Source organism: Bacillus sp. FSL R5-0603 (genome assembly GCF_038050295.1).
Classification (GTDB): Bacteria; Bacillota; Bacilli; order Bacillales; family Bacillaceae; genus Bacillus; species Bacillus subtilis.
Window position 1 is genome coordinate 922758 of sequence record NZ_JBBOYP010000001.1, and the last position, 24232, is coordinate 946989.

Sequence of the window (24232 nt, forward strand, 5' to 3'; positions counted from 1 at the left end):
TATTCTCCCTCTGATTAATATTTTTAATTAATTCCCTTTAAAATATTCATTATTTTTTAAATATTATATTTACTATAATAACAGAAAAGGATAGGGGGAATACAAATGGTACATTACGGATTAAAGGGAATTACATGTGTGGAAACATCCATTAGCCATATTGATGGTGAAAAAGGGCGTCTGATTTACAGAGGGCATCATGCAAAAGACATCGCACTGAATCACAGCTTTGAAGAAGCGGCTTATTTGATTTTATTTGGAAAACTGCCTTCAACTGAAGAATTGCAGGTATTTAAAGATAAGCTGGCTGCGGAACGGAATCTTCCGGAACATATTGAGCGCTTGATTCAATCACTGCCAAACAACATGGACGATATGTCGGTGCTGAGAACGGTTGTTTCAGCATTGGGGGAAAATACGTACACATTCCATCCGAAAACAGAAGAAGCAATCCGGCTGATTGCAATCACGCCTTCCATCATTGCATACAGAAAAAGATGGACGCGCGGTGAACAAGCAATTGCACCTTCTTCCCAGTACGGACATGTTGAAAACTACTATTATATGCTCACAGGTGAACAGCCTTCAGAGGCAAAAAAGAAAGCGCTTGAAACCTATATGATTCTGGCCATGGAGCACGGCATGAACGCATCCACTTTTTCAGCACGAGTCACGTTATCTACAGAGAGTGATTTAGTGTCAGCCGTCACGGCTGCTCTCGGCACGATGAAAGGTCCGCTGCACGGAGGCGCTCCTTCTGCGGTGACAAAAATGCTTGAAGACATTGGAAAAAAAGAACATGCTGAAGCATATCTGAAAGAAAAACTCGAAAAAGGAGAGCGCTTGATGGGATTCGGCCACAGGGTGTACAAAACAAAAGACCCGCGGGCAGAAGCTTTGAGACAGAAAGCAGAACAGGTGGCCGGCAATGACCGTGATCTTGATCTTGCGCTGCATGTAGAAGCAGAAGCGATTCGTTTGCTTGAAATCTACAAACCGGGACGAAAGCTGTACACAAATGTTGAATTTTACGCGGCTGCAGTGATGAAGGCCATCGATTTTGACGATGAATTGTTTACTCCGACCTTTTCAGCAAGCCGAATGGTAGGGTGGTGCGCCCATGTGCTGGAACAGGCAGAAAACAACATGATTTTCCGCCCATCAGCAAAATATACCGGTGCCATTCCCGAGGAAGTTCTTTCATAACATATTTTGGCGTTTATTCATTTCTGTCGTGTGGTAACGTTCAGTATCAACCACATGTCTAGGAGTGATGAATGTGAACCCAATGGACAGACAAACAGAAGGACAAGAACCGCAGCATCAGGACAGACAGCCGGGCATTGAATCAAAAATGAATCCGCTGCCGCTGTCAGAGGACGAGGATTATCGAGGAAGCGGAAAACTGAAAGGAAAAGTCGCGATCATTACTGGAGGCGACAGCGGAATAGGGAGAGCAGCAGCTATTGCCTTTGCTAAAGAGGGGGCTGATATCTCCATTTTATACTTAGACGAGCATTCGGACGCAGAGGAAACACGTAAACGGATCGAAAAGGAGAATGTCCGCTGCCTGCTTATCCCGGGAGATGTCGGGGACGAGAACCATTGTGAACAAGCTGTGCAGCAAACAGTGGACCATTTTGGTAAACTTGATATCTTAGTGAACAACGCCGCTGAACAGCATCCCCAGGACAGCATTCTCAATATTTCAACAGAACAGCTGGAAAAAACCTTTCGCACAAATATTTTTTCCATGTTTCATATGACGAAGAAAGCTTTGCCTCACCTGCAAGAGGGGAGTGCCATTATTAATACGACATCGATTACCGCTTATGAAGGGGACACGGCGTTAATTGATTATTCCAGCACAAAGGGTGCGATTGTCTCCTTTACGCGTTCCATGGCGAAGTCGCTTGCAGATAAAGGCATCAGAGTGAATGCGGTGGCGCCCGGTCCGATTTGGACACCGCTTATCCCGGCGACATTCCCTGAGGAAAAAGTGAAACAGCACGGCTTGGATACCCCAATGGGAAGACCGGGACAGCCGGTTGAGCATTCAGGCGCCTATGTTCTGCTGGCGTCTGACGAATCTTCCTATATGACAGGGCAGACCATTCATGTGAATGGCGGCCGTTTTATTTCAACGTAATCAACAAAAAACCAGCTCCAGAGCTGGTTTTTTTGTGTGGTAAGAAATTTCAAAATAAAAAATATGTCGATTTTTCTAACAATTTTGTTTTCATTTTTGCAATTTTATATATAATATTGAGTAGGAGAAAGGAATGATTCGCGACCAGTACAAATATAGTAGAAAAACAGAAAAATGACCATTGTTGCTCATTAATTCAGAAAATTCAAATAAAATATATAAAAATAGATGATCGGGAGTTGAAGGGGAATGAAAGGGAGCGTTTTTAGGAAGAAGAGCATTCAGGATTTAATCGCTGCGACGAGCGGGGAAAAATCTTTAAAAAGAGAATTAGGGGCATTTGATTTAACATTGCTTGGAATCGGCGCCATTATTGGCACAGGGATTTTTGTTCTGACGGGAACAGGTGCAGTCACGGCCGGTCCCGGGCTGACGATTTCATTTGTTGTGGCGGCGTTGGCTTGTTTATTCGCCGCCCTGTCTTACGCGGAATTTGCGTCAAGTGTGCCTGTTTCAGGTTCGGTGTATACATTCACTTATGCGACATTGGGAGAGCTTATGGCCTTTATTATCGGGTGGGATTTAATTTTAGAATACATGCTGGCGGTAAGTGCAGTGTCGGTCGGCTGGTCTGGTTATTTCCAATCGTTTTTATCAGGGCTCGGCATTCATCTTCCGGTTGCTTTAACAGCGGCACCGGGCGCAGTGAAAGGCACTTTTACCCTGTTTAATCTTCCTGCATTCGTCATTGTAATGGCGATCACATATTTGCTTTATTTAGGCATCAAAGAATCAAAAAGAGTCAACAATATCATGGTTATCTTGAAGATACTGGTTGTTCTGCTGTTTATCGCGGTGGCAGCCGTTTACGTGAAGCCGCACAACTGGCAGCCGTTTATGCCAATGGGCTTTGGCGGCGTGTTCAGTGCAGCGGCGCTCGTATTCTTTGCTTTTATCGGATTTGACGCTGTTTCCTCTGCTGCGGAAGAAACGAAAAATCCCGCGAAGGATCTGCCTAAAGGCATTATTTTCTCTTTACTGGTCTGCACGATTTTATATGTCACAGTATCAGCAATCATGACTGGGGTTATCCCGTTTGCTCAATTTGCGGGTGTGGATCATCCGGTTTCTCTTGTTCTTCAAAGCGCAGGGCAAAATTGGGTGGCAGGCATCATTGATATTGGCGCCGTGCTGGGAATGACAACAGTTATGCTCGTGATGCTTTACGGGCAGACCCGCGTCATGTTTGCCATGTCGCGTGACGGACTTGTGCCGGGTTCACTTTCTAAAGTGCATCCAAAGCACAAAACACCTTATGTAGCCACTTGGTTTTTCGGAACGATGTCGGCGCTTCTCGGCTCACTTGTTCCGCTGGATGAACTTGCAAAGCTGGTAAACATCGGGACGTTGTCGGCATTTGTCCTGATTTCTGTGGCAGTTATCGTTTTGAGAAAGAAGCAACCGGATCTTCCGAGAGCCTTTAAATGCCCGGGAGTTCCGTTTATCCCAGGCCTGGCGATTCTGTTCTGCCTGTTCTTGATTTTAAATCTGGGATGGGTGACGATTGTCCGCTTCCTAGTGTGGCTGTTAATCGGCTTGGTAATTTATTTCCTGTATTCAAGAAAGCATTCAAAATTAAATCAATAAATAACCTTTTGATAAAGAGAGCGGCCATACAGGCCGCTCTCTTTTCTGTTCCTGGCAAATGAATCTATAGAAATGAAGACAAAAATAAGAGATAATATAGGCTGGAAAGGAAGTGACGTTTATTGTCTGAGCAAAAACCAGTCCAATGGGCTTCGAAAATTGGTTTCGTCATGGCAGCGGCCGGCTCGGCTATCGGCTTGGGCGCGATTTGGAAGTTCCCTTACGTAGCGGGGACCAATGGGGGAGGAGCCTTTTTTCTTATCTTCGTGTTATTTACCATCCTCTTAGGCTATCCGCTTTTGGTGGGGGAATTTATTTTTGGAAGACGGAACCAGACGAATGCCATTGATGCATATAAAAAAGAAGCGCCGCGATCAGCTTGGTTTCTTACGGGGTGGATCGGCGTAGCCGCGTGTTTCTTAGTGCTGTCGTTTTACAGTGTAATCGGGGGATGGATTTTGCTGTATATCGTAAAAACGGCGTCAGGCTCACTGTCCGGGCTTTCTCAAGCACAGTATGGCGCTCTTTTTGCTTCTATTATCCAAAATCCGGTGCAGACGCTCGCGGCTCAGCTTGTCTTTATGGTACTTACTGTCATCGTTGTCGCAAGAGGGGTTCAAAAAGGGATTGAACGGGTAAGCGCGGTGATGATGCCGATTTTGTTTTTATTGTTTATTCTGCTCGTTCTTCGGTCTCTTACGCTTAATGGTGCAATGGAGGGCGTAAAGTTTCTGCTTGTGCCTCATTTCGGCGATCTGACTCCGGAATCCATATTATTCGCGCTGGGACAGGCCTTCTTTACGTTAACACTGGGGGTTTCGGTGATGGTGACCTACAGCTCCTATTTGCCGAAAACACAAAATATCCCTCGTTCGGCAGCCTCCATTGTCTTGATGAATATCATTGTGACACTCTTGGCAGGTTTGGCTATTTTTCCGGCGGTTTTTTCATTCGGTTTTCAGCCAAATGAAGGACCGACACTGCTGTTTACAGTGCTTCCGGCCGTTTTTGAACAGCTTCCGTTCGGCACGTTGTTTTTTATCGGTTTTCTCGTTGCGTTTTTATTTGCAGCCTTAACCTCAGCATTTTCGATGGTTGAAATTATCGTTGCCACAATCGGAAAAGGGGACGAAAAGAAGAGAAAAAAACTGTCATGGACGAGCGGGCTTTTGATCTTTTTGGTCGGAATCCCATGCTGCTTGTCTTATGGCGTATTGAGTGATGTGCACCTTTTTGGCAAAACATTTTTTGATATTGCCGATTTTACCGTCAGCAATGTTTTGATGCCTTCAGGCGCTCTGTTAATTTCTCTATTTATCCCGCTGAAAATTTCGAAAAGCGAACTCTTGGCTGAAATGCGAAATGGATCAAATGCAGGTAAAGCATTCTTTTACACATGGTTTTATTTGCTTCGTTTTATCGTGCCGCTTGCCATTATTATCGTGTTCTTAAATTTAATCGGAATTTTATCATTTTAAAAAACAGGCTCCGTTTCCGGGGCCTGTTTTTTATTTAATAAGATGATATCAACGGTGCCCATGCCGTTTTCAGATTTTGGATGCCGAGCCTGATATCCTCTTCTGACAAACCGCCATAACCGATTAAGACAGAAGCAAAAGGCGTCTGTTCTTTATATGAGGGAGACACGGGATAGATGGTTACACCGTGGTCTGCGGCTGCTTGTATTGCTTCTTCCTCACTTGCTGGAAACAAAAGACGCAGCAGGATGTGAAGCCCCGAGTTCTTACCGAGAATCTCAACGGTGTTTCCTAGTTCAGAGCGGATGGCTTCTAACAGGACAGCGTGTTTTTTTCGGTATAAGCTTCTCATTCTATTTATGTGTTTTTGCCACTCTCCGGTTTCGATGAAGTCTGCCAGTGTCAATTGCGAGTGAACAGAGACGGTCTGCTTCATTAACTGAGCACTGTTTTTGATCGGTTCCATGAGTTCAGGGGGCACAATCATGAAGCTGAGCCGCAAGGAAGGCAGAAGTGACTTTGAAAAAGTGCCCAGATATATGACTCTGCCATTCGGATCAAGACCCTGTAAAGACGGAATGGGATGGCCGCTGTAGCGAAATTCTCCATCGTAATCATCTTCTATAATGAATGAATTTGTTTCTGCCGCCCATGCCAGCAGCTCCTGTCTGCGGGTAATCGTCATAATGGTCCCAATCGGAAACTGATGCGAAGGAGTCGTATACATGAGATAAGGATTCTGACGGTAGAGCTCATCCGGCAGGACGCCTTCTGCATCAGAACAAATCGGAGTGACATCCATGTGATTTGCTTCAAACATCCTTCTTGAACGGTGAAAGCCTGGTTCTTCAAAACCGATTTTTGTACCTGGCTTTAGCGAAAGGCAAAGAATTTGCAGAAGCACGGTGGTTCCCGCGCCGATGATAATCTGGCCGGGCTCGCAATTTACTCCCCGAGACAGCCTGACGAATCGGGCAATCATGTGTCTGAGTTCGTATTCTCCTTGAGGGTCGCCAGAGGTGTGAAACGATCCGGAATAGCGCTCAAGACTTTTTACTATGCTTTTTCTCCATGCGTTAAAGGGAAAGAGGGTCGGATCAACGCTGCCCTGATGGAAGTCAATAGCAGGTGCGTTCTTTTGCTGTAATCCCGGCTGTACAGACTGCTGAAAAGGGTCAGGAGCTGTCGGGAAGCCTGGTTCTACTTCCGCCGCGAACCAGCCGATTTTCGGCTTGCTTTTGACATAGCCCTCAGCAGTTAATTGCTCATAAGCTCGTTCTATAGTTGCCGTGCTGACATCGAGCAAGCTGGAGAGCCTGCGTTTTGACGGAAGTCTTGTTCCCTTTGTTATTCGCGCATGTGAAATTTCTTGTTTAAAAAAGGTATAAAGCTGCTCATACAGCGGTGTTTTGCTCTTTTTATCAAGAAACGGCGTAATATCCATCTCATGTCTCCTTTGTAGCTGGCATGGTCATTTTTTCTGATATTGGCTATTTGGCAAATGCCATTTATTAGCTATGATCATTGTAACGAAAGGAAAGGGGATTGGGAAGATGATCCATATGAAACAATTAACCTCGAAAGAAGAATGGGCTGAGTCGTATCCGATTATGAGTGAATTGAGAACAGAACTGGATATGGAGACGTATTTACAAAGGCTTGAAGCCTGTGTGCAGAAAGAATCGTATATGCTGTTTGCCTTATATGAAAATACAGCAATCAGAGCGCTGTGCGGGGCTCTGCCGAGAGTTTCCATTCATAAAGGAGAGCACTTATGGATTGCGGATCTTGTTACAACGGCACCTTGCCGATCAAAGGGATACGGCAAAATGCTTTTGGATTATGCCTCAGACTGGGCGAGAAAAGCCGGACTTGGTTTTGTCAGTCTTTCATCTGGCCTGCAGCGTAAAGACGCACATCGATTTTATACAGATAAAATGGGTTTTACTATAGAAAGTTATTTGTTCCGAAAACCGGTATAACGAAAAAAAAGACGCCTGAAAAGGCGTCTTTTTTAAAAGCCAAACTGTAAATTCGTATCTACAGATACAATGGTATACACACAAATAATCACAAAGAGATTAAGGATGACGCCGAGCAGGCCGGGACCTGTGCGCCCTCTCTTGATGAAGAGTTCAACAACGCCGAACGGAACGGCAGCCATGGCGAACGGAAGCATTTGATAGGAATAAAACGTGACGTTGCTGATAATGGCCAAATTCAGCAACAGCAGGGACAGAACCGCTGTCCCGACAGAGATCCAGCCGAATACATTGTGTTCTTTAAAAATTCTTACCAGTTCCATAATTCCACCTCGCCGACATTCGCTGATTTTACAGATTTATTTTTCAGCATGCGCTGGATTTCCTTGGTTGGCCCTGTAACGACCGAACCGTATACATTGACACCGTTTTTCTCTACATAATCTAATCGGTTATCTACATTCAGGTCTTTTCGTTTTGAAATGACCTGAGCCCATTTTTCGTGTTTGGACATGAATTTCAGGGCGTTGATAAACTGATCGCCATTCGACTTGCCTTTTGTATTAAGGGCGGCCAAGAACTTTGAATCCTTTCCAGGATAGCCAAGAGGTTCTGTGGAAGCTGTCTTATTTGCCTTTTTCTCTGTTTCGATTGCGTTCCACAAAAAGCTCACATCATAGCCTTTGAATTTGTTATACACGTCTTTTGTCGGATATGCACGGTCATATGAAAGGTAGACCTCTGATACCGTTCCTTCAGGCAATGTGCTTAACGTTTTTTCTGCTTTTGCGGTCGTTTGTTCAGACTTGTTTGAAGGATGTGTAAAGTAATGGCCGGTTTTATTCACTTCTAAGTCATAGTAGTTTACTGCCGGCGCTTTTACTTTGTTATAAAACATTTCAACCCGTTCATTCCCTACGGCAGCCGTCTTCGTGCCAATCTGCTTTTGCAGCGGGAATTCCGTATTCATTCCAAATAGCTTCACTTGGCTTTTCAGTCCGGAAGTATCAACAAGAACATTCGGCATGGTCAGGGCTACAGTGACTGCGGCAGTTTCCATAAACTCATTGCCGGTGCTGTGTTTTCCACCCATTCCGTAATAGAGGTAGCTTCCCAGCGTACAAAGCGGCAAAATCATCAATGTCGAAATGACGGCAAGCACAGAAATTCGCAAATAAGACTTGCGTTTGCCGTAGGCTAAAATCGCTTTTTGTTTTTCAGGACTGATGCTGAGATCCCAATCGTTATCGTCCTCTAGTTCGCTGTCAATCAGTTCCTGATATACTTCGAGCTTCTCAAGTTCTTCCTCAAATGCAGTCATTTCCTGGTCGCTCATTTCCCCATTTTTATATTGATCAAAACGCTTTTTAAATTCTTCATTCATCATTAACACCTCTATTATAAAGTGCTTTCAGCCGCTGTCTGGCACGAAATAAAACACTTTTAAAATTCGCCTCTGAAATATTCATAATATGGGATGCTTCTTTGTAGTTTAACTCTTTTAAATAATATAGCGTTAAGGCCTCCCGATAATTATCGGGGAGCTCGGACATATAACCAGTCAGCACTTCCTTTATCTCTACCTGATGGGCAGGACTTTGAACAGCATTTTGAAAGAGGCTTCCGATTAAGTCATCAGAAATGGTTACTTCTTTCTTATGCTTTCTGACGTAATCAATGAAGGCGTTTCGCGCCACTTGAAAAAGCCAGGGCTTTACTTTGCTGTGATCATAGGAGTGAATGTGTATGTATGCCCGCATAAAGGTTTCCTGCAGCAAGTCTTCAGCAAGATGCTTGTCTTTTGTCATGGAGAGCAGGAACCTGTAAACATCATTCATGTACATTTGGTAAATTTCATCGATCGTCACTGCCTTTTCTCCCCTCTATGTTATACACGCATAAGAAAGGTTTAAAGTTGCACATTACATGCAAACGGCTTTTTTATACCTAATCAAACACCATTACTATATAGTACCCAAAAATGGCCGCAAAAGATAGTGCGGAGAAATGTTTAACATTTTTTCCAGAGGGGAAAAGATAGTGAAAAAGTGAAGGAGTGGCACAATGGAATATACCAGTATAGCAGATACAGGAATAGAAGCCTCTAGAATCGGCCTCGGCACATGGGCCATTGGCGGAACGATGTGGGGAGGCACTGACGAAAAAACATCGATTGAAACAATCCGCGCCGCTCTTGATCAGGGGATTACACTGATTGACACCGCACCGGCTTACGGCTTCGGGCAGTCCGAGGAAATCGTCGGAAAGGCAATCAAAGAGTATGGCAAAAGAGACCAGGTGATTCTCGCAACGAAAACGGCTCTGGACTGGAAGAACAACCAGCTGTTCCGCCATGCGAACAGAGCGAGAATTGTAGAGGAAGTTGAGAATTCTTTGAAGCGGCTTCAAACAGACTATATTGATCTTTATCAGGTGCATTGGCCCGATCCGCTTGTGCCAATTGAAGAAACGGCTGAAGTCATGAAGGAATTATATGATGCGGGAAAAATCCGGGCGATTGGCGTCAGCAATTTTTCAATTGAGCAAATGGATACATTTCGCGCCGTCGCACCTCTCCATACGATTCAGCCTCCATATAATCTGTTTGAAAGAGAGATGGAAGAGAGTGTTCTTCCTTATGCGAAAGATAACAAGATAACAACATTATTATACGGCAGTTTATGCAGAGGGCTGTTAACAGGCAAAATGACCGAAGAGTATACATTTGAGGGCGATGATCTGCGTAATCACGATCCAAAATTCCAGAAGCCCCGCTTTAAAGAGTATCTTTCTGCTGTCAATCAATTGGATAAGCTGGCGAAGACACGTTATGGAAAATCAGTGATTCACTTGGCTGTCAGATGGATCTTAGATCAGCCGGGAGCGGATATCGCTCTTTGGGGAGCAAGAAAGCCTGGGCAGCTTGAGGCCCTATCTGAGATTACAGGCTGGACGCTGAACAGTGAAGATCAGAAAGATATCAATACTATATTGGAAAATACGATATCAGACCCTGTCGGACCGGAGTTTATGGCCCCGCCGACCAGAGAGGAAATATAACAAAAGCTGAGGGCGAATCCTCAGCTTTCAGCGTGTCGACAAACCCTCGCATTCGTTGTCAGGCCTGCGCGTCGGTGCTCACGAATGATGAAGGGACAGCGGCTAAATGCTTAGGCGTCCTGCCCAAACACCGCTGTCATCACATCCTGTGAAAGTCTGCTCCATGCTAGCCTTTCCTAGACTCAAGGATTTTCAATCACGCTGAATAGATGACAAAAACATAAAATGAAAACCATTTTATGATTTTATCAACAATCTAAAAGCTGAGGGCGAATCCTCAGCTTTTTGGCGTTTTAACGGGAGAAATCTTAAAAATTAGTACCAGGTAATAAAAAATGTTGTTATAATAGATGACAGAAAGAATCATTGATTACGACAAAGGAAGTGCGATATGTATAAGTTTTGTGCAAATGCTTTAAAAGTTATTCTTTCTCTTCGCGGAGGAGTGAAGGTGTATAACAAAGAAAACCTTCCGGCCGATTCAGGTTTTGTCATCGCGTGTACACATTCCGGCTGGGTTGATGTGATTACACTCGGAGTCGGGATTCTTCCTTATCAAATACACTACATGGCGAAAAAAGAGCTTTTTCAAAATAAATGGATCGGTTCGTTTCTGAAGAAAATTCATGCCTTTCCGGTAGATCGGGAAAATCCCGGGCCAAGCAGTATTAAAACGCCGATTAAGCTGCTGAAAGAAGGAGAGATCGTCGGTATCTTCCCAAGCGGAACAAGAACCTCTGAGGATGTGCCTTTGAAAAGAGGTGCGGTGACGATTGCGCAAATGGGGAAAGCGCCGCTTGTCCCCGCTGCATATCAGGGCCCTTCAAGCGGAAAAGAATTATTCAAAAAAGGAAAAATGAAGCTGATTATCGGTGAGCCTCTTCACCAGGCTGATTTTGCCCACCTGCCTTCAAAGGAAAGACTTGCAGCAATGACAGAGGCTTTGAATCAGCGGATTAAAGAACTAGAGAATAAGCTTGATCAGCTATAAGGCGTTCTGAGAGATTGCCCTGAACTGTGAAAATAAGAAAAGCACCTTATACAAGGTGCTTTTCTTATTATGCTTCCTGCTGGTTAGCTGTCTCCAGAAGTTCTTCTTCTTGAAGCTTTTTCACTTCAATATATGCGACGTGGTGGCCGTCAATTTCATTAATGATGAATTCGCAGCCTTCTTCGATGATGGAATCATCTTTTTCAACATCGTATTTTTGAGTAAGGAACCAGCCGCCGATTGTGTCGACTTCTTCGTTCTCTAAATGAATGCCCAGCAGGTCGTTTACTTGGTCAATTAACACTTTTCCGTCAAGAATATAATGGCCTTCGCCGATTTTGCGGATTTCGCTAATTTCATCAATATCAAATTCGTCGCGGATTTCACCGACAATTTCCTCAATGATGTCCTCAACCGTCACAAGCCCGGCAGTACCGCCGTATTCATCAGACAAAATGGCCATGTGGACCCTCTCTTTTTGCATTTTGACAAGCAGGTCTTGGATCGGCGCAGATTCAATGACATGAATGATCGGGTTGACGAATTGAGAAATGGTGGAATCAACAGATACCTCACCGCTGATGCAGGCGGTCAGCACTTCTTTAATGTTAATAACCCCGATAATGTTATCTTTATCGCCCTCTTCCACAGGGTAGCGGGTATATTTTTCAATCTGAATGATGTCCATCATTTCAGAAATCTTGATATCATGCGGAAGGCTGACAATTTCGGTCCGCGGAATCATAATTTCTTTCGCGAGCCTGTCGTCAAATTCAAAGATTTTATTCACATATTTAAACTCTGATTGGTTGATTTCACCGCTTTTATAGCTTTCAGACAAAATGATTCGCAGCTCTTCTTCTGAGTGAGCCAGTTCGTTTTCTGAAACGGTCTCCAGGCCAAATGCTTTGGTCAATAACCGTGCGGAATTGTTCAAAAGCCAAATGAATGGGAACGCGATGCGGTAAAACCAAATCAGCGGTTTCGCAAACAGCATAGACACTGCTTCCGCCTTTTGGATAGCAACTGTCTTAGGTGCAAGTTCTCCGACAACAACGTGTAAGAACGTGATAATGGCATACGCAAAAATAAACGATATGACATGTGAAAGGGAACCTGGAACGTTCATTTGTACGAAAAGCGGGTGAAGCAGCCTTTCAATCGTTGATTCACCTAAAACCCCTAATCCGATGGAAGTCAATGTAATTCCGAGCTGACACGCAGATAAATATTCATCAAGATGCGTGGTCACTTTTTTTACGGCTATTGCTGCTTTATTTCCTTCCGCGATCAGCTGATCGATCCGTGAGCCTCTGATTCTGATAATGGCAAACTCAGATGCCACGAAAAATGCCGTCAGGGCGATTAAAACAGCAACTAAAATCAAATTCACTATGTCCAATTAGAACCTTCACTCTAGCAATGAGAATGAAGGTAACACCTCCTGTTAGATAAAATGGTTTTAACTTAACAGCAGCATAAATGATTGGAACACGGCGAGCTTTTCAGGCGGGAGTTTGCTTTTCAGCTTGTCACGATCCTCGGGCTTCAGCCGTTCAAACCGATGCAAGATTCCGGAGATGTTTTGATTCATATGATCAATTTCTAATGCCAGATTTCCAATTTCATCATCAAGTTTAGCTGAAGAGGGAAACTGGTTCTCCAGTCGATCTTTAATATCGGACAGGGCCAATCGCTGCTTCTTGCAATCTACAATAAATATAAGTCGTTTGAGTGCATTTTCGTCGTAGTAACGGTAATTTGAACAGGATCTGGCCGGCGTAAGCAGACCGAGATTCGTATAATAATCAACTGTCCGTTTCGTTACTCCGGCGAGTGCCGCTAGTTCACTGATGCGATAAGTCTCAGCCCCATCTATATCCCTCCCAACCATCACGTTATAGTTATGAGAATAGTTTAATATATGAACGGTGTCTTGCACAAGTTTATTGTTTTTTTCAGACCGGAATTGGAAGTTGTGGAATTCATCATCTGATTGAAGTAACATAGGAAGATAGAATTTTCAAATTTTTATATGCGGAAGGGACAGATGAAATTGGCTGGGTTATCCCGGGAAGTTGAAGAAAATTTAAATAAAGGATCATGGATTCGCAAGCTGTTTGATGAAGGTGCAAGGCTGAAGAAGGAGTTCGGGGAAGACCAGGTATTTGATTTTTCACTCGGCAACCCGATTGTTGAACCGCCTGAAGCTTTTAAGAGAGCGTTAATAGAGGAAGCTGAAAAAGGCAGCCACGGATACATACAAAACCAAGGGCTTCCTGCAGCGAGAGAAAAAGTCGCGCAATTTCTGGGGTCACGTTTTGAAGCTGATTTCTCAGCGGAGCGTATCGTCATGACGGTGGGCGCGGGAGGCGCTTTGAATGTTGCGTTAAAAAGCATCGTAAACCCTGGGGAAGAAGTCATTATTCTTGCACCTTATTTTGCCGAATATAAGTTGTATATTGAGAACTACGGGGGAAAAGCCGTCAGCTGCCCGTTGACAAGCCGGTTTGAGATCGACATTGAAGCGGTAAGGCAATCGATCACTCCACAGACGAAAGGGCTGATCCTCAATACACCGCATAACCCCACAGGCACTGTTCTCAGCCAGAAAAATATAGACGATTTAGGCGCTTTATTAAAAGAAATAGAAGAGAAGAGCGGCCAGACGATTTATGTGCTGTTTGATGAACCGTACAGTCAATTAATCTATGATGAAGAGCTTGCAAATCCGTTTCAATCGTACCATCGTGTGATATTGGCTAGCTCATTCAGTAAAGATCTAGGCATAGCCGGGGAGCGGCTCGGGTATATCGGATTGGACAGCCGAATGCCGGATGCGGACCTTTTGATCAACGCTTTTGTGTATTGTAATCGAACGCTTGGATTTGTGAATGCCCCTGTCATGATGCAGCGGGCTGTGGCACGAATGGATGATTTAAGAGTAGACGCGAGCGCTTATAAAGAGCGCCGGGATTTAATGGTAGACATTTTAAAAGAAGCCGGTTTTGAATTTGAAATGCCAAAGGGAGGTTTCTTTGTTTTTCCAAAATCGCCGATTGAAGATGAAGTTGCATTTTGCGTGCATGCCGCCCAAAAATACAAATTATTAATTGTGCCGAGCAGCGGTTTTGGAATGAGCGGGCATTTCCGATTATCCTTCAGTGTGCCGATCGAGCAGATTAAAAACTCACGGGACATTTTCATTTCTTTATATAAAGATTTTGCTTAAGAAGGCAAAGAAAAGAAAACAGTTTTCAAGGCTGTTTTCTTTTTATATCCGCAAAAACCTTCGTCTTCCAATCCAGACAGGCGCAGAATTGACAAGCAGGCATGCAGTTAAGGCTTTCTTCATGATAAAAGTCTAAAAATTAAAAATCATTTTTGGAATGAGTTGTGTTACAATAAAATATACAATTTATAATCAAACTTTGACTTTTGGAGGTGGTATGATGGGGCCCTCTGCTTAGGCAACAATACACCGCGTACCTCAATGTTAAGGAAAAATGATTATATCAGGAGGTGACTCCTTATCCTTTGTTGAGAGGATAGGGTTAAATGGACGATATTGACAGTCTGATTTTAATTGGCGTGCTCATTGCTTTAACCGCGTTTTTCGTTGCAAGCGAGTTTGCGATTGTTAGAGTAAGGAGATCCAGAATAGATCAGCTTATCACAGAAGGAAACAAACGGGCGATACTCGCAAGGCGTGTCATTACAGATTTGGATGAATATTTATCCGCATCCCAGCTGGGCATTACATTGACATCAATTGGACTTGGCGTACTGGGTGAACCGGCCTTTGAACGGCTGCTGCATCCATTGTTTGAACCGCTCGGCTTGCCGGACTCGGTTTCACATGCAGTCTCTTTTGCAGTCGCGTACGGCTTGATCACGTTCCTGCACGTTGTTGTAGGTGAACTGGCCCCGAAAACGGTCGCGATTCAAAAGGCAGAACAGCTGACTTTACTGATAGCGGGCCCTTTGCGTTTATTCTATTTGCTCCTGTTTCCGTTTATTTGGATCCTCAATGGATCGGCGCGGCTTTTATGCGGGATGTTCGGTTTGAAGCCTGCGTCAGAACATGATGGTTCCCATTCTGAGGAAGAACTCAGGATGCTGTTATCTGAGAGTTTAAAAAACGGAGAGATTAATCCGTCTGAATATAAATATGTGAATAAGATTTTTGAATTTGATAATCGGATCGCCAAAGAAATTATGATACCGCGGAAGGAAATGGCTGCTGTGTCAACTGAGATGACGATGGCCGAGATGCTTGAAGTCATGCTGAAGGAAAAATACACGCGCTGGCCAGTCACAGATGGAGACAAAGACAGTGTGATCGGTTTGGTCAATACGAAGCATTTGTTTTCTGATTTGCTGTTTATGACAGAAGAAGAACGAATGAAGATGACGATCCATCCGTATGTGAGGCCGGTCATCGAAGTGATTGAAACGATCCCGGTTCATGACTTGCTGATTAAAATGCAGCGCGAGCGCATTCATATGGCTATATTGTCGGATGAATACGGAGGAACCTCGGGACTTGTGACGACAGAGGATATTCTTGAGGAAATTGTCGGAGAGATCAGAGATGAATTTGATGAAGATGAACAGCCGCTGATCCAAAAGCTTGGCGACGGCCATTATGTGATGGATGGAAAGGTTCGGATCGATCAGGTGAACAGCCTTCTTGGCGCATCGATTCAAGAAGACGTCGATACGATCGGCGGGCTGATATTAAAAGAAAACATCGATATTGAGGCTGGTGAATCCATTCGCATCGGTTCATATACGATAAAGGTGCTGAAGATGGACGGCCGATTAATCAAGCAAATCGATATAAAAGAAGAAGCCGGCAACACAACCGGGATTACGGCGCACCACAAGCTGCCGCTGCCTGAGCCTGTGATGCTGAACAGTGCAACCTTGAGCGAGAAATAAGCTCAAGGTTTTTTTATATTGTGATTGTCCAGCCGCACCAAAATGCCAAAAGCGACCCGCAAAGTGTCAGGGCGATGTACAAGATGCTTTCTATTACACGTTTGGCCATAAGGAGTTGAATACTTTCAACGCTGAAAGTGGAAAAGGTCGTAAAGGCGCCAAAAAACCCTGTGCCGATGATAAGCGAGAGCGAAGCATTTGCAACGTGAAGTCCTGTAAATATTCCGAGCCCGAGAGCTCCGAGAATATTGACTGTCAGTATGCCAATGGGCAGGCTGAGACCTTTGGTTTTGGCGGTTATGACATTGCCAAGCCAGAAGCGAAGCATTGCACCAAGTCCGCCCCCTATGAAAATACCCGCTAGTGTCATCTTTCCTGCAGCCCCTTTCTTTGCTGAATGCCTGCTATGCGCCGTCCCGCAAAAACACCAATCAGTGCAAATATGATCCCTGATATCAATGAGGCTGCCACATATAAAAGAGCCAATGAGGGTTGTCCTTGCAAAAGCATCACTGTTTCCTTAGAAAACGTGGACATTGTTGTGAAGCCTCCGCAAAAGCCGGTGCCTAAAAAAGCCGACAGCAGAGGCCGTTTTGCCCCGGTCATAAAAAATCCGGTCAAAATGCCTAATAGAAGGCTGCCTGCCGCATTTTCCAGCCAGGTTGCCGCCGGGAACTGACCGGTGTGTATCCATAAGTTTAATCCGTATCGGAGGCAGGCGCCAAGCGCGCCTCCGATAAAAACCGCGCTATATATTTTCATGTTTGCCATCCTTTATGATGAAATCCGGGTAATCTGTAACGATGCCGTCCACGCCCATGGCTTGTAATTTTGCCGCTGTCTTTTGATTGTTGACAGTCCATGCAAATATGTTTAAGCCATTTTTATGGACGGAGCCGATCATCAGACGGTTGAGCCGTGTGTATTTTATATTGACATAGTTTGCAAAAGAGCGGAAGGCCTTCATCTGATTTCTGGACAGCATACCAAAGTTGGGCCTTGTAATGATGGCTGTCGGAATCGATGGATAAAGCTCGCGGAACCTTTGGACGGAGCGGAACTGAAAGGATTGAACAATATTATTGATAGAAAAAGAAAATTGCCCTAATAGCTGTCCCACCTCTTCTTCAATTCCGACTTGAGACGGATGGCCTTTTAGTTCAATTAAAAGGCCGATTTTTTTGTGGTAGCGCTTGAGCACCGCTTCCAGGGTCGGAATACGCTCTCCTTGAAAAGCGGGACCGTACCAGCTTCCTGCATCGAGTTTTTGCAATTCCTCCAAGGTAAAATCCTTAACAAAGCCCGATCCGTTTGTTGTTCGGTCAACCCTGTCATCGTGTATCACAACAATCTGCCTGTCTTTTGTAAGCTGGACATCCAGTTCGATCATATCTGCATTCATTTTCACCGCAAGGTCAAATGCGGCAATCGTATTTTCCGGAGCGTAGCCGGATGCTCCGCGATGGGCAATGATGTACAAGCTAAGTCAGCTCCTCGTATGGGCATTTCTGTTATTGTATCAAATCCATATATGCACCGCGATACAAACTGGTGAATTTTTTCTGCCATATCGGAATGGTCCGGGCTGAGGAATGCGTATAACTAAAAAAAGACACTCAGCGTATCAGAACACATTTCGTCAGAAAATTAGGTCTTTCGACATGTTCACAACAAAATATGATCCTTTATAATAGCAAAAAAGGAGGCGAGATCATGGGAAAAGGGAGAATCAGAGTGGAGGAAAGAATTAAAGCCGAAACGGATGCTGAAATGCAAAAAGCAACTCTCCTTGATCAGACACAAACGAAAAAAGGTAAGTGACTGTCCCTATTGAATCTGGCTGATAGATGAATTGAGAAATGACCCCGGCGTTTCGCCGGGGTTTTGTGCTGCAAAAGACATTTAAATGAACATCTTTACGAATATTTTAGTATAATAAACAATTGATTGGGATAGAGGGGAGACAGTCATGCCGGATTATCTGCAGCAGTATTTTACGCTTGATAACATCATACAAATCGGCATCAGCTTGGCGATTTTGCTGGTGTTTCTTATACTTAGAAAATTATTCACAAGATATTTCTTTAACCTGCTTTTTAATTTGACAAACCGGCCGAAAACAGAAATTTTTAAACAGGTGGTTCTGGCGTTTGATAAGCCGGCCAGATGGTTTTTTGTTGCCCTTGGGCTGTTTTTAGCGATCCGGTATTCACCGTTTTTAGATGAGCAAATGCCGGTCATCAGCAAAATATACCGCTCACTGATTGTGGCGCTCTTGTGCTGGGGTCTTTGTAATTTGACCGCAACATCGTCGTTTATCTTCCATAAGGTGAATCAGCGCTTCGAGCTTGACATGGATGACATTCTGGCCCCGTTTTTATCCAAATTGCTCCGTTTTGTGATCATTGCGCTCAGTGTCAGTGTGATCGCTCAGGAATTCAATTATGATGTCAACGGATTTGTAGCGGGCCTAGGTCTTGGCGGACTGGCTTTTGCGCTTGCCGCGAAGGATACCATCAGCAACTTCTTCGGCGGTATTATTATTATTACTGAAAAGCCGTTTACAATTGGTGACTGGGTGGAGACGTCGACAGTAACAGGATCAGTCGAGGATATTACCTTTAGGAGCACGAGATTCAGAACAGCACAGGGGGCGCTTGTAACGGTGCCGAACTCTACGCTGTCGATGGAAGCGATCACGAACTGGACAAGAATGACCAAACGCCAGATTACGTTTTCCATCCATGTGTCCTACGCTACGCCGATTGAGAACCTTGAACGCTCCATTCATTCTCTCAGAACAATGCTCTTAGAGCATGAGGGCGTTGATAATGAAACAATCATGGTCAACTTCGATACGTTTGCCGACAGCTACTACAATTTATTTTTTAACTTCTATACAAAAACGACAGTTTGGGCTGAAAACCTTAATATTAGAGAGGATATCAACTATAAAATTATTGAGATTTTAGGTGCAGAAGGTGTCCAGTTTGCATATCCCGGCCAAATGGTTGTTGTCAAGCAAAAGCACGAAAGCGACCCATTCCAGGTGAATCTAAATAAAGAGGAAAAGGAACGGGCTTAAAAGAGAGACTTCGTCTGACAGAGGCGGAGTCTTTTTCATGGTAAAATAAGAGAAAAAGGCGGTGTTGAGTTGGAAGCATTCAAAAGTATTCTACATGAAGCACAGCGAATTGTTGTGCTGACAGGAGCGGGAATGAGCACAGAATCAGGGATTCCCGACTTTCGTTCAGCAGGGGGCATTTGGACGGAAGATGCCTCAAGAATGGAAGCGATGAGCCTTGATTATTTTTTAAGTCATCCGCGTCTGTTTTGGCCCAAATTCAAAGAATTGTTCCAGATGAAAATGAGCGGCAGCTTTGAACCGAATGAAGGACACTTGCTTTTAGCTGAGCTGGAGAAGCAAGGGAAGCAGGTCGATATTTTTACGCAAAACATTGACGGTCTTCATAAAAAAGCGGGGAGCAGGCATGTATACGAACTGCATGGTTCTATCCAGACAGCAGCTTGTCCGGCATGCGGCGCCCGATATGATCTTCCCCATTTGCTGGAGCGGGAGGTGCCGGAGTGCACGGCGGCCGGAAACAATGGGGACATTTGCGGAACGGTTTTAAAAACCGATGTTGTTCTCTTTGGCGACGCCGTCATGCACTTTGACACCCTTTATGAAAAGCTGGATCAAGCAGATCTTTTATTGGTTATCGGCACGTCTCTCGAAGTGGCTCCGGCTAGATTTGTGCCTGAGGATGCAAGTCTGATTCCCGGCATGAAGAAAGTCATCATAAACCTTGAACCAACGTATTGCGACAGCTTGTTTGACATGGTCATCCATCAAAAAATCGGCGAGTTTGCCCGAAGTTTGGGCATAAAAAAGTGAGCCGCCTTATGCGCCTCACTTTTTTATTCATGAACAGGAACCATTGTGTCCTCTAACACTCCGAAGGAATAGCCTTTTTCTTTTAATTTATTGATTAGTACCGGCAGCGCGTTTACGGTAGCGGGAAGATCATGCATGAGAATCACATTCGGGCGGCCTGAAGAGCTGTGTTCCATATTTTCAAGCTGCTCTAACACGGCCGTCACATACTTTGAATTTCGGTATTTCCAGTCCATGCTGTCAATCGTCCAATCCCAGTACACAAAACCGTCTTTCTCAAGATTGCGGATTTGTGAGGGGGTTAGTGACGGCTTGCTTCCGTAGGGCGTTCTGACAAGAGCGGTTTTATATCCTGTAATGTCCTGCAGCGTGTCACGCGCCTCCTGCATTTCTTTTAGCGGAGATGTCGGTGTTTGATAGAACAATCTGTTATTGTGGGTAACGCCATGTAAACCGAGTGCGTGGCCTTCCTTTTCTGCTCTTTTCACAGCTTGTTTGAATTCGTTCATCCGCGGTGACAGCATAAAAAACGTCGCTTTTACATCAGCGCTTTTCAGTACATCGAGCAAGCGGTTTGTAAAGGCTGACGGGCCGTCATCGAAGGTTAAGTAAACCGTTTTATCTCCCATGTCCTGCTTTGTCTGCAGATGTTTTATCAGCAGATCGGGGGAGTCGTTTTTCAGCTTAAGGCTTTCCTTCTCATCTCGAAGCTGTCCGTTAGTTGTGACAGTGACTTCCTTTGCTTTCGTTGAACTGTTGGAATAACCCAAAATAACCATAAGCAAAAGCAGCACACATAAAACTGCTAAACTTGCAAATTTAAAAGCAAGCGAAACTGCAGAAGGAGAAGCCTCTCCTCTCGTTTGTCGCATAACAATCTCTCCATTGGCATAAAATCTCTACATAATGCTGTACAGCAGGCAGCTTATGAAGATGCCTTATGTTTACAACCTATGTATTACCAGTCAAGTATACAGGAATAAAACTGGAAAGCACATAGAAAATTTGTCGAAATGTCAGATTTTAAGGAAAAAATAAACTCCTTTCCGCTATAGATCTCTTGATCTTTCTGTTTTTCAGCTTGTCCAATATGGTAGAATTAGTGATAATGACAGCTTGAATGACATCAGGGACATCTCGAAAAGGGAGGGCTTTTATGAAGGTTTTAGTCAATGGCCGGCTGATTGGGCGCAGTGAAGCATCAATCGATTTGGAAGATCGCGGTTATCAGTTTGGTGACGGCATCTATGAAGTGATCAGGGTGTACAAAGGAGTATTGTTCGGCTTACGTGAGCATGCAGAGCGTTTTTTCAGAAGTGCTGCTGAAATTGGAATTTCACTGCCATTCAGTATAGAAGATCTCGAGTGGGACCTGCAAAAGCTTGTACAGGAAAATGCGGTCAGTGAGGGAGCGGTATACATTCAGACAACAAGAGGTGTGGCCCCGCGAAAACACCAGTATGAAGCCGGCCTCGAGCCGCAGACTACTGCTTATACGTTTACGGTGAAAAAACCGGAGCAAGAGCAGGCATACGGAGTGGCGGCCATTACAGATGAGGATCTTCGCTGGCTAAGATGTGATATCAAAAGTCTGAATTTACTGTATAATGTCATGATGAAGCAAAAGGCCTATGAAGCGGGAGCATTTGAAGCCATTTTACTTAGGGACGGCGTTGTTACGGAGGGTACATCCTCTAACGTTTATGCCGTTATCAACGGCACGGTGCGAACACATCCGGCTAACCGGCTCATTCTCAATGGAATTACACGGATGAATATTTTTGGACTGATTGAGAAGAATGGGATCAAACTGGATGAGACTCCTGTCAGTGAAGAAGAGTTGAAACAGGCGGAAGAGATCTTTATTTCGTCAACGACGGCAGAAATTATTCCGGTCGTGACGCTCGATGGACAATCGGTCGGAAGCGGGAAACCCGGACCGGTGACCAAACAGCTTCAGGCTGCTTTTCAAGAAAGCATTCAACAGGCTGCTAGCATTTCATAAATGAACGAAGAAAAGAGCCCGCTTTATACAGCGGAGCTCTTTTTATTTTTTAACAAATCCAATCAAAATGGAGATCATTGGCGATATATAGAGGAAGAACGTAAACGGGATGTAGTCTATGACTGGAACACCAAGTGCGCTCGCCATAAATGCGCCGCTGACGCCCCAAGGAATCAATGGGTTAATTAATGTTCCGCCGTCCTCTAATGATCTTGTCAGAAATTTTCGCTGGATGTTTCGTTTGTCATATAAAGATTTAAATGATTGTCCCGGTATTAATATCGATAAATACTGTTCGCCGGTTGCCAAGTTGACGCCGATGCTTGAGCAGACAGTTGCTGCAACAAGACGACCTTTTGAGCGGATGCCTTTCATGACGCCTTCCAATAGTGCAGAAATCAATCCGATTTTCTCCATCAATCCGCCGAGTGCAAAAGCAATCATAATGAGAGAGACAGAGCCCATCATGGATTGCAGTCCGCCTCTGTTGATAATTTTAGCGGCTGCCTCATTGTCAGTTTCGAAAGTTGTGCCATTTTGCAAAGCTGTCATAAACGCCTGCAGGCTGCTGTCGGGTACAAAAATAGCAGTCAAAATTCCCGAGGAAATAATTCCGGCAGTCAGAACGGGGATTACTGATACCCGTTTCATTGCCAGCAAAACGACTAAGAGCGGAGAAAGAAGGGCCCACGGTGTCACGTTTGCAGCATCTTTTATTCCGGTTATGACCTGCTGAATATTATCGGTTGAAGCAGCGTCCGCTGACACTGATGAACCGAGAAAGTAAAACAGAACGACAGTGATGAGCAAAGCTGGAATGGTTGTGCCCATCATATGGCGAATGTGTTCAAAGATCGGTATTTCGCCTATTCCAGCTGCAAAGTTGGTTGTGTCCGACATCGGCGACATTTTATCCCCAAAACAAGCGCCGCATATGACTGCGCCTGCTGTCCATTCAAGCGGAACGCCAGCCGCGCTCGCTACGCCAATCAGCGCTACCCCGATTGTGCTTACAGTTGTCAGGCTTGAGCCAACAAGTGTGCTGATGATCATACATGAAAACAAAGCAGTCAACAGAAGGTGGCTTGGTTCAATAAAGGATAGGGCATAAACTGTCACAGTCGGTATTGCGCCGCTGTACATCCAGGCGCCGATTAAGATGCCGATCAGCGCTAGAACAATAATCGGCTGTACGCCGTTTTTGATCCCGTCTACAATCCCTTTTTCAATACTCTTCCAGGAAAATCCAAACCATAAAGCTGCTGCTGAAAGCATGACAACACTTAAAAACAGCGGGATATGAGGTTCTACATGAAGCAAGAATAAGCAAGAAATAATAATGCATAACATGAATATAAATAAACCGACGGCTAACGGAAACGTCAGCTTTTTTTGAGAATCCAAAATAACACCCCATATTTATCTTTAATGCTTTTGTGCTTTTGGGCACGAAAGCATTATAACAGAAAAAAACGAAAATCTATGTTTTTTCACAATTATGAATATAAAAGAAGTGAGCACAGGGCGTGCTCACTTTACAATCAGGACGGGTATATCCGATTTCGCTGAAAGCTTTTCACTTACACTTCCGAATATTAGCTTTTTCAGCCTGTTTCGGTCTCTGCTTCCGGTTACGATCATATCGGCAGAAATGCGGTTTGCATGCTCGATAATTGATTCAGCCGGATCGCCTTCTAATATATCGATATCTCCATCTGCCTGCTGTTCATTCAGCATCATTCTGGCTTCGGCGATGACTTCTTCCGTACGGTCTTCATAGATCATTGGCTCAGGTGATGTTACATCCGATATCAGCGGATCAGGAACACTTGTCATGCCTCCGCTGATATAGCTTGCCTCAGCTGCGGGTCTGGGCGGGTCGATGACGGTCTGGTTGTCTTTCATATCATGTGAATGGGCGACGGTAATAGCGGCATTTACGGTTTTAGCAAGATCAATGGCTGTCTGAAGCGCTTTCTTACTATTTTCACTTCCGTCAAACGCAACGATGATACGGTCAGCATGGAACATCCTTCTCACCCTTTCAAAGCGTCTTACAACACTACTACCCGAATTTG

General features: G+C 44.5%; 25 protein-coding genes. 13 read left to right on the top strand and 12 right to left on the bottom strand.

Features of this window, described 5'->3' with window-relative positions; translation table 11 throughout:
- Positions 1-105: 105 nt before the first annotated feature.
- The 4 genes from citA (at position 106) to NYE56_RS04715 (ending at position 5274) form a co-directional block, all read left to right on the top strand.
- Positions 106-1206: a citrate synthase CitA gene (gene citA / locus NYE56_RS04700; protein WP_341283535.1), complete on the top strand. Its 1101-nt coding sequence runs from the start codon at positions 106-108 to the stop codon at positions 1204-1206.
- A gap of 73 nt (positions 1207-1279) precedes the next feature.
- Positions 1280-2149 (top strand): SDR family oxidoreductase, encoded by an 870-nt coding sequence (locus tag NYE56_RS04705; RefSeq protein ID WP_341283536.1) that lies wholly within the window; start codon positions 1280-1282, stop codon positions 2147-2149.
- Between the two features lie 249 nt (positions 2150-2398).
- Complete coding sequence (gene bcaP / locus NYE56_RS04710; protein ID WP_003233350.1) at positions 2399-3796, top strand: branched-chain amino acid transporter BcaP; 1398 nt, start codon at positions 2399-2401, stop codon at positions 3794-3796.
- Between the two features lie 122 nt (positions 3797-3918).
- Complete coding sequence (locus NYE56_RS04715; RefSeq protein WP_003233348.1) at positions 3919-5274, top strand: sodium-dependent transporter; 1356 nt, start codon at positions 3919-3921, stop codon at positions 5272-5274.
- Between the two features lie 34 nt (positions 5275-5308).
- Here the strand turns inward: NYE56_RS04715 and pdxR are convergent, their stop codons facing one another.
- The gene (pdxR, locus tag NYE56_RS04720; RefSeq protein ID WP_341283537.1) at positions 5309-6718 is read right to left on the bottom strand and encodes a MocR-like pyridoxine biosynthesis transcription factor PdxR; all 1410 of its coding nucleotides are present in this window, start codon (positions 6716-6718) and stop codon (positions 5309-5311) included.
- A gap of 109 nt (positions 6719-6827) precedes the next feature.
- Between pdxR and NYE56_RS04725 the strand changes: the two genes are divergently transcribed.
- A complete protein-coding gene (locus NYE56_RS04725) occupies positions 6828-7256 on the top strand; it encodes a GNAT family N-acetyltransferase (RefSeq protein ID WP_161985877.1) in 429 nt (142 codons plus the stop codon).
- A 32-nt stretch (positions 7257-7288) separates the two neighbouring features.
- Here the strand turns inward: NYE56_RS04725 and NYE56_RS04730 are convergent, their stop codons facing one another.
- Genes NYE56_RS04730 through sigM form a run of 3 tightly spaced genes read right to left on the bottom strand, consistent with a single transcriptional unit; the run spans position 7289 to position 9124 of the window.
- The gene (locus NYE56_RS04730) at positions 7289-7579 is read right to left on the bottom strand and encodes an anti-sigma-M factor (RefSeq protein ID WP_003233341.1); all 291 of its coding nucleotides are present in this window, start codon (positions 7577-7579) and stop codon (positions 7289-7291) included.
- A complete protein-coding gene (locus tag NYE56_RS04735; RefSeq protein ID WP_341283538.1) occupies positions 7567-8643 on the bottom strand; it encodes an anti-sigma factor in 1077 nt (358 codons plus the stop codon). The genes NYE56_RS04730 and NYE56_RS04735 overlap by 13 nt, the downstream gene beginning before the upstream one ends.
- Complete coding sequence (gene sigM / locus NYE56_RS04740) at positions 8633-9124, bottom strand: RNA polymerase sigma factor SigM (protein WP_003224177.1); 492 nt, start codon at positions 9122-9124, stop codon at positions 8633-8635. The genes NYE56_RS04735 and sigM overlap by 11 nt, the downstream gene beginning before the upstream one ends.
- 196 nt (positions 9125-9320) lie before the next feature.
- Between sigM and akrN the strand changes: the two genes are divergently transcribed.
- Both akrN and NYE56_RS04750 read left to right on the top strand, forming a co-directional pair.
- The gene (gene akrN / locus NYE56_RS04745; RefSeq protein WP_003245422.1) at positions 9321-10316 is read left to right on the top strand and encodes an aldo/keto reductase AkrN; all 996 of its coding nucleotides are present in this window, start codon (positions 9321-9323) and stop codon (positions 10314-10316) included.
- 391 nt (positions 10317-10707) lie between these two features.
- Positions 10708-11307: a 1-acylglycerol-3-phosphate O-acyltransferase gene (locus NYE56_RS04750; RefSeq protein ID WP_003233335.1), complete on the top strand. Its 600-nt coding sequence runs from the start codon at positions 10708-10710 to the stop codon at positions 11305-11307.
- Between the two features lie 67 nt (positions 11308-11374).
- On the opposite strand, the gene NYE56_RS04755 is transcribed toward NYE56_RS04750, so the two are convergent.
- On the bottom strand, positions 11375-12709 hold the full coding sequence (locus NYE56_RS04755) for a hemolysin family protein (RefSeq protein ID WP_009966903.1): 1335 nt from the start codon (positions 12707-12709) through the stop codon (positions 11375-11377).
- Positions 12710-12769: 60 nt separating this feature from the next.
- Positions 12770-13201 (bottom strand): Cu(I)-responsive transcriptional regulator, encoded by a 432-nt coding sequence (cueR, locus tag NYE56_RS04760; RefSeq protein ID WP_010886460.1) that lies wholly within the window; start codon positions 13199-13201, stop codon positions 12770-12772.
- A gap of 156 nt (positions 13202-13357) precedes the next feature.
- Here cueR and NYE56_RS04765 point away from each other — a divergent pair, with 156 nt between their 5' ends.
- A complete protein-coding gene (locus NYE56_RS04765) occupies positions 13358-14539 on the top strand; it encodes a pyridoxal phosphate-dependent aminotransferase (RefSeq protein ID WP_015383213.1) in 1182 nt (393 codons plus the stop codon).
- 326 nt (positions 14540-14865) lie between these two features.
- Positions 14866-16251: a hemolysin family protein gene (locus tag NYE56_RS04770; protein ID WP_029726332.1), complete on the top strand. Its 1386-nt coding sequence runs from the start codon at positions 14866-14868 to the stop codon at positions 16249-16251.
- 13 nt (positions 16252-16264) lie between these two features.
- Here the strand turns inward: NYE56_RS04770 and crcB are convergent, their stop codons facing one another.
- Genes crcB through NYE56_RS04785 form a run of 3 tightly spaced genes read right to left on the bottom strand, consistent with a single transcriptional unit; the run spans position 16265 to position 17731 of the window.
- Complete coding sequence (gene crcB, locus NYE56_RS04775) at positions 16265-16621, bottom strand: fluoride efflux transporter CrcB (RefSeq protein WP_268554920.1); 357 nt, start codon at positions 16619-16621, stop codon at positions 16265-16267.
- Positions 16618-17013, bottom strand: a complete 396-nt coding sequence (locus tag NYE56_RS04780) for a fluoride efflux transporter FluC (protein ID WP_268554919.1) — start codon at positions 17011-17013, stop codon at positions 16618-16620. Before NYE56_RS04780 ends, crcB begins: the two co-directional genes overlap by 4 nt.
- Positions 17000-17731: a glycerophosphodiester phosphodiesterase gene (locus NYE56_RS04785; RefSeq protein ID WP_088325504.1), complete on the bottom strand. Its 732-nt coding sequence runs from the start codon at positions 17729-17731 to the stop codon at positions 17000-17002. The genes NYE56_RS04780 and NYE56_RS04785 overlap by 14 nt, the downstream gene beginning before the upstream one ends.
- 233 nt (positions 17732-17964) lie before the next feature.
- Between NYE56_RS04785 and NYE56_RS04790 the strand changes: the two genes are divergently transcribed.
- From NYE56_RS04790 to srtN, 3 genes are all read left to right on the top strand, one after another.
- Positions 17965-18072 carry a YhdX family protein gene (locus NYE56_RS04790; RefSeq protein WP_009966908.1) on the top strand — a complete coding sequence of 36 codons (108 nt, stop codon included), beginning with the start codon at positions 17965-17967 and terminating at the stop codon, positions 18070-18072.
- 148 nt (positions 18073-18220) lie between these two features.
- Positions 18221-19336, top strand: a complete 1116-nt coding sequence (gene mscY / locus NYE56_RS04795; protein ID WP_015252461.1) for a small-conductance mechanosensitive channel protein MscY — start codon at positions 18221-18223, stop codon at positions 19334-19336.
- Positions 19337-19405: 69 nt separating this feature from the next.
- Positions 19406-20149 (top strand): sirtuin NAD-dependent deacetylase, encoded by a 744-nt coding sequence (srtN, locus tag NYE56_RS04800; protein WP_014476294.1) that lies wholly within the window; start codon positions 19406-19408, stop codon positions 20147-20149.
- 23 nt (positions 20150-20172) lie between these two features.
- Here srtN and NYE56_RS04805 read toward each other — a convergent pair whose 3' ends face one another.
- Positions 20173-21021 (bottom strand): polysaccharide deacetylase family protein, encoded by an 849-nt coding sequence (locus NYE56_RS04805; RefSeq protein WP_032725295.1) that lies wholly within the window; start codon positions 21019-21021, stop codon positions 20173-20175.
- 284 nt (positions 21022-21305) lie between these two features.
- Here NYE56_RS04805 and dat point away from each other — a divergent pair, with 284 nt between their 5' ends.
- The gene (gene dat, locus NYE56_RS04810) at positions 21306-22154 is read left to right on the top strand and encodes a D-amino-acid transaminase (protein ID WP_341283539.1); all 849 of its coding nucleotides are present in this window, start codon (positions 21306-21308) and stop codon (positions 22152-22154) included.
- Between the two features lie 42 nt (positions 22155-22196).
- Here dat and nhaC read toward each other — a convergent pair whose 3' ends face one another.
- Complete coding sequence (gene nhaC / locus NYE56_RS04815; protein ID WP_133953578.1) at positions 22197-23558, bottom strand: Na+/H+ antiporter NhaC; 1362 nt, start codon at positions 23556-23558, stop codon at positions 22197-22199.
- A 126-nt stretch (positions 23559-23684) separates the two neighbouring features.
- Positions 23685-24185: a universal stress protein gene (locus NYE56_RS04820; protein WP_133953577.1), complete on the bottom strand. Its 501-nt coding sequence runs from the start codon at positions 24183-24185 to the stop codon at positions 23685-23687.
- Between the last annotated feature and the right edge of the window lie 47 nt (positions 24186-24232).

Coding starts and splice junctions, on each gene's coding strand:
- citA (WP_341283535.1), top strand. CDS start 106: ATGGTACATTACGGATTAAAGGGAATTACATGTGTGGAAACATCCATT.
- bcaP (WP_003233350.1), top strand. CDS start 2,399: ATGAAAGGGAGCGTTTTTAGGAAGAAGAGCATTCAGGATTTAATCGCT.
- pdxR (WP_341283537.1), bottom strand. CDS start 6,718: ATGGATATTACGCCGTTTCTTGATAAAAAGAGCAAAACACCGCTGTAT.
- NYE56_RS04725 (WP_161985877.1), top strand. CDS start 6,828: ATGATCCATATGAAACAATTAACCTCGAAAGAAGAATGGGCTGAGTCG.
- NYE56_RS04730 (WP_003233341.1), bottom strand. CDS start 7,579: ATGGAACTGGTAAGAATTTTTAAAGAACACAATGTATTCGGCTGGATC.
- NYE56_RS04735 (WP_341283538.1), bottom strand. CDS start 8,643: ATGATGAATGAAGAATTTAAAAAGCGTTTTGATCAATATAAAAATGGG.
- akrN (WP_003245422.1), top strand. CDS start 9,321: ATGGAATATACCAGTATAGCAGATACAGGAATAGAAGCCTCTAGAATC.
- NYE56_RS04750 (WP_003233335.1), top strand. CDS start 10,708: ATGTATAAGTTTTGTGCAAATGCTTTAAAAGTTATTCTTTCTCTTCGC.
- cueR (WP_010886460.1), bottom strand. CDS start 13,201: ATGGTTGGGAGGGATATAGATGGGGCTGAGACTTATCGCATCAGTGAA.
- NYE56_RS04765 (WP_015383213.1), top strand. CDS start 13,358: ATGAAATTGGCTGGGTTATCCCGGGAAGTTGAAGAAAATTTAAATAAA.
- NYE56_RS04770 (WP_029726332.1), top strand. CDS start 14,866: ATGGACGATATTGACAGTCTGATTTTAATTGGCGTGCTCATTGCTTTA.
- crcB (WP_268554920.1), bottom strand. CDS start 16,621: ATGACACTAGCGGGTATTTTCATAGGGGGCGGACTTGGTGCAATGCTT.
- NYE56_RS04780 (WP_268554919.1), bottom strand. CDS start 17,013: ATGAAAATATATAGCGCGGTTTTTATCGGAGGCGCGCTTGGCGCCTGC.
- NYE56_RS04790 (WP_009966908.1), top strand. CDS start 17,965: ATGGGAAAAGGGAGAATCAGAGTGGAGGAAAGAATTAAAGCCGAAACG.
- mscY (WP_015252461.1), top strand. CDS start 18,221: ATGCCGGATTATCTGCAGCAGTATTTTACGCTTGATAACATCATACAA.
- NYE56_RS04805 (WP_032725295.1), bottom strand. CDS start 21,021: ATGCGACAAACGAGAGGAGAGGCTTCTCCTTCTGCAGTTTCGCTTGCT.
- dat (WP_341283539.1), top strand. CDS start 21,306: ATGAAGGTTTTAGTCAATGGCCGGCTGATTGGGCGCAGTGAAGCATCA.
- NYE56_RS04820 (WP_133953577.1), bottom strand. CDS start 24,185: ATGTTCCATGCTGACCGTATCATCGTTGCGTTTGACGGAAGTGAAAAT.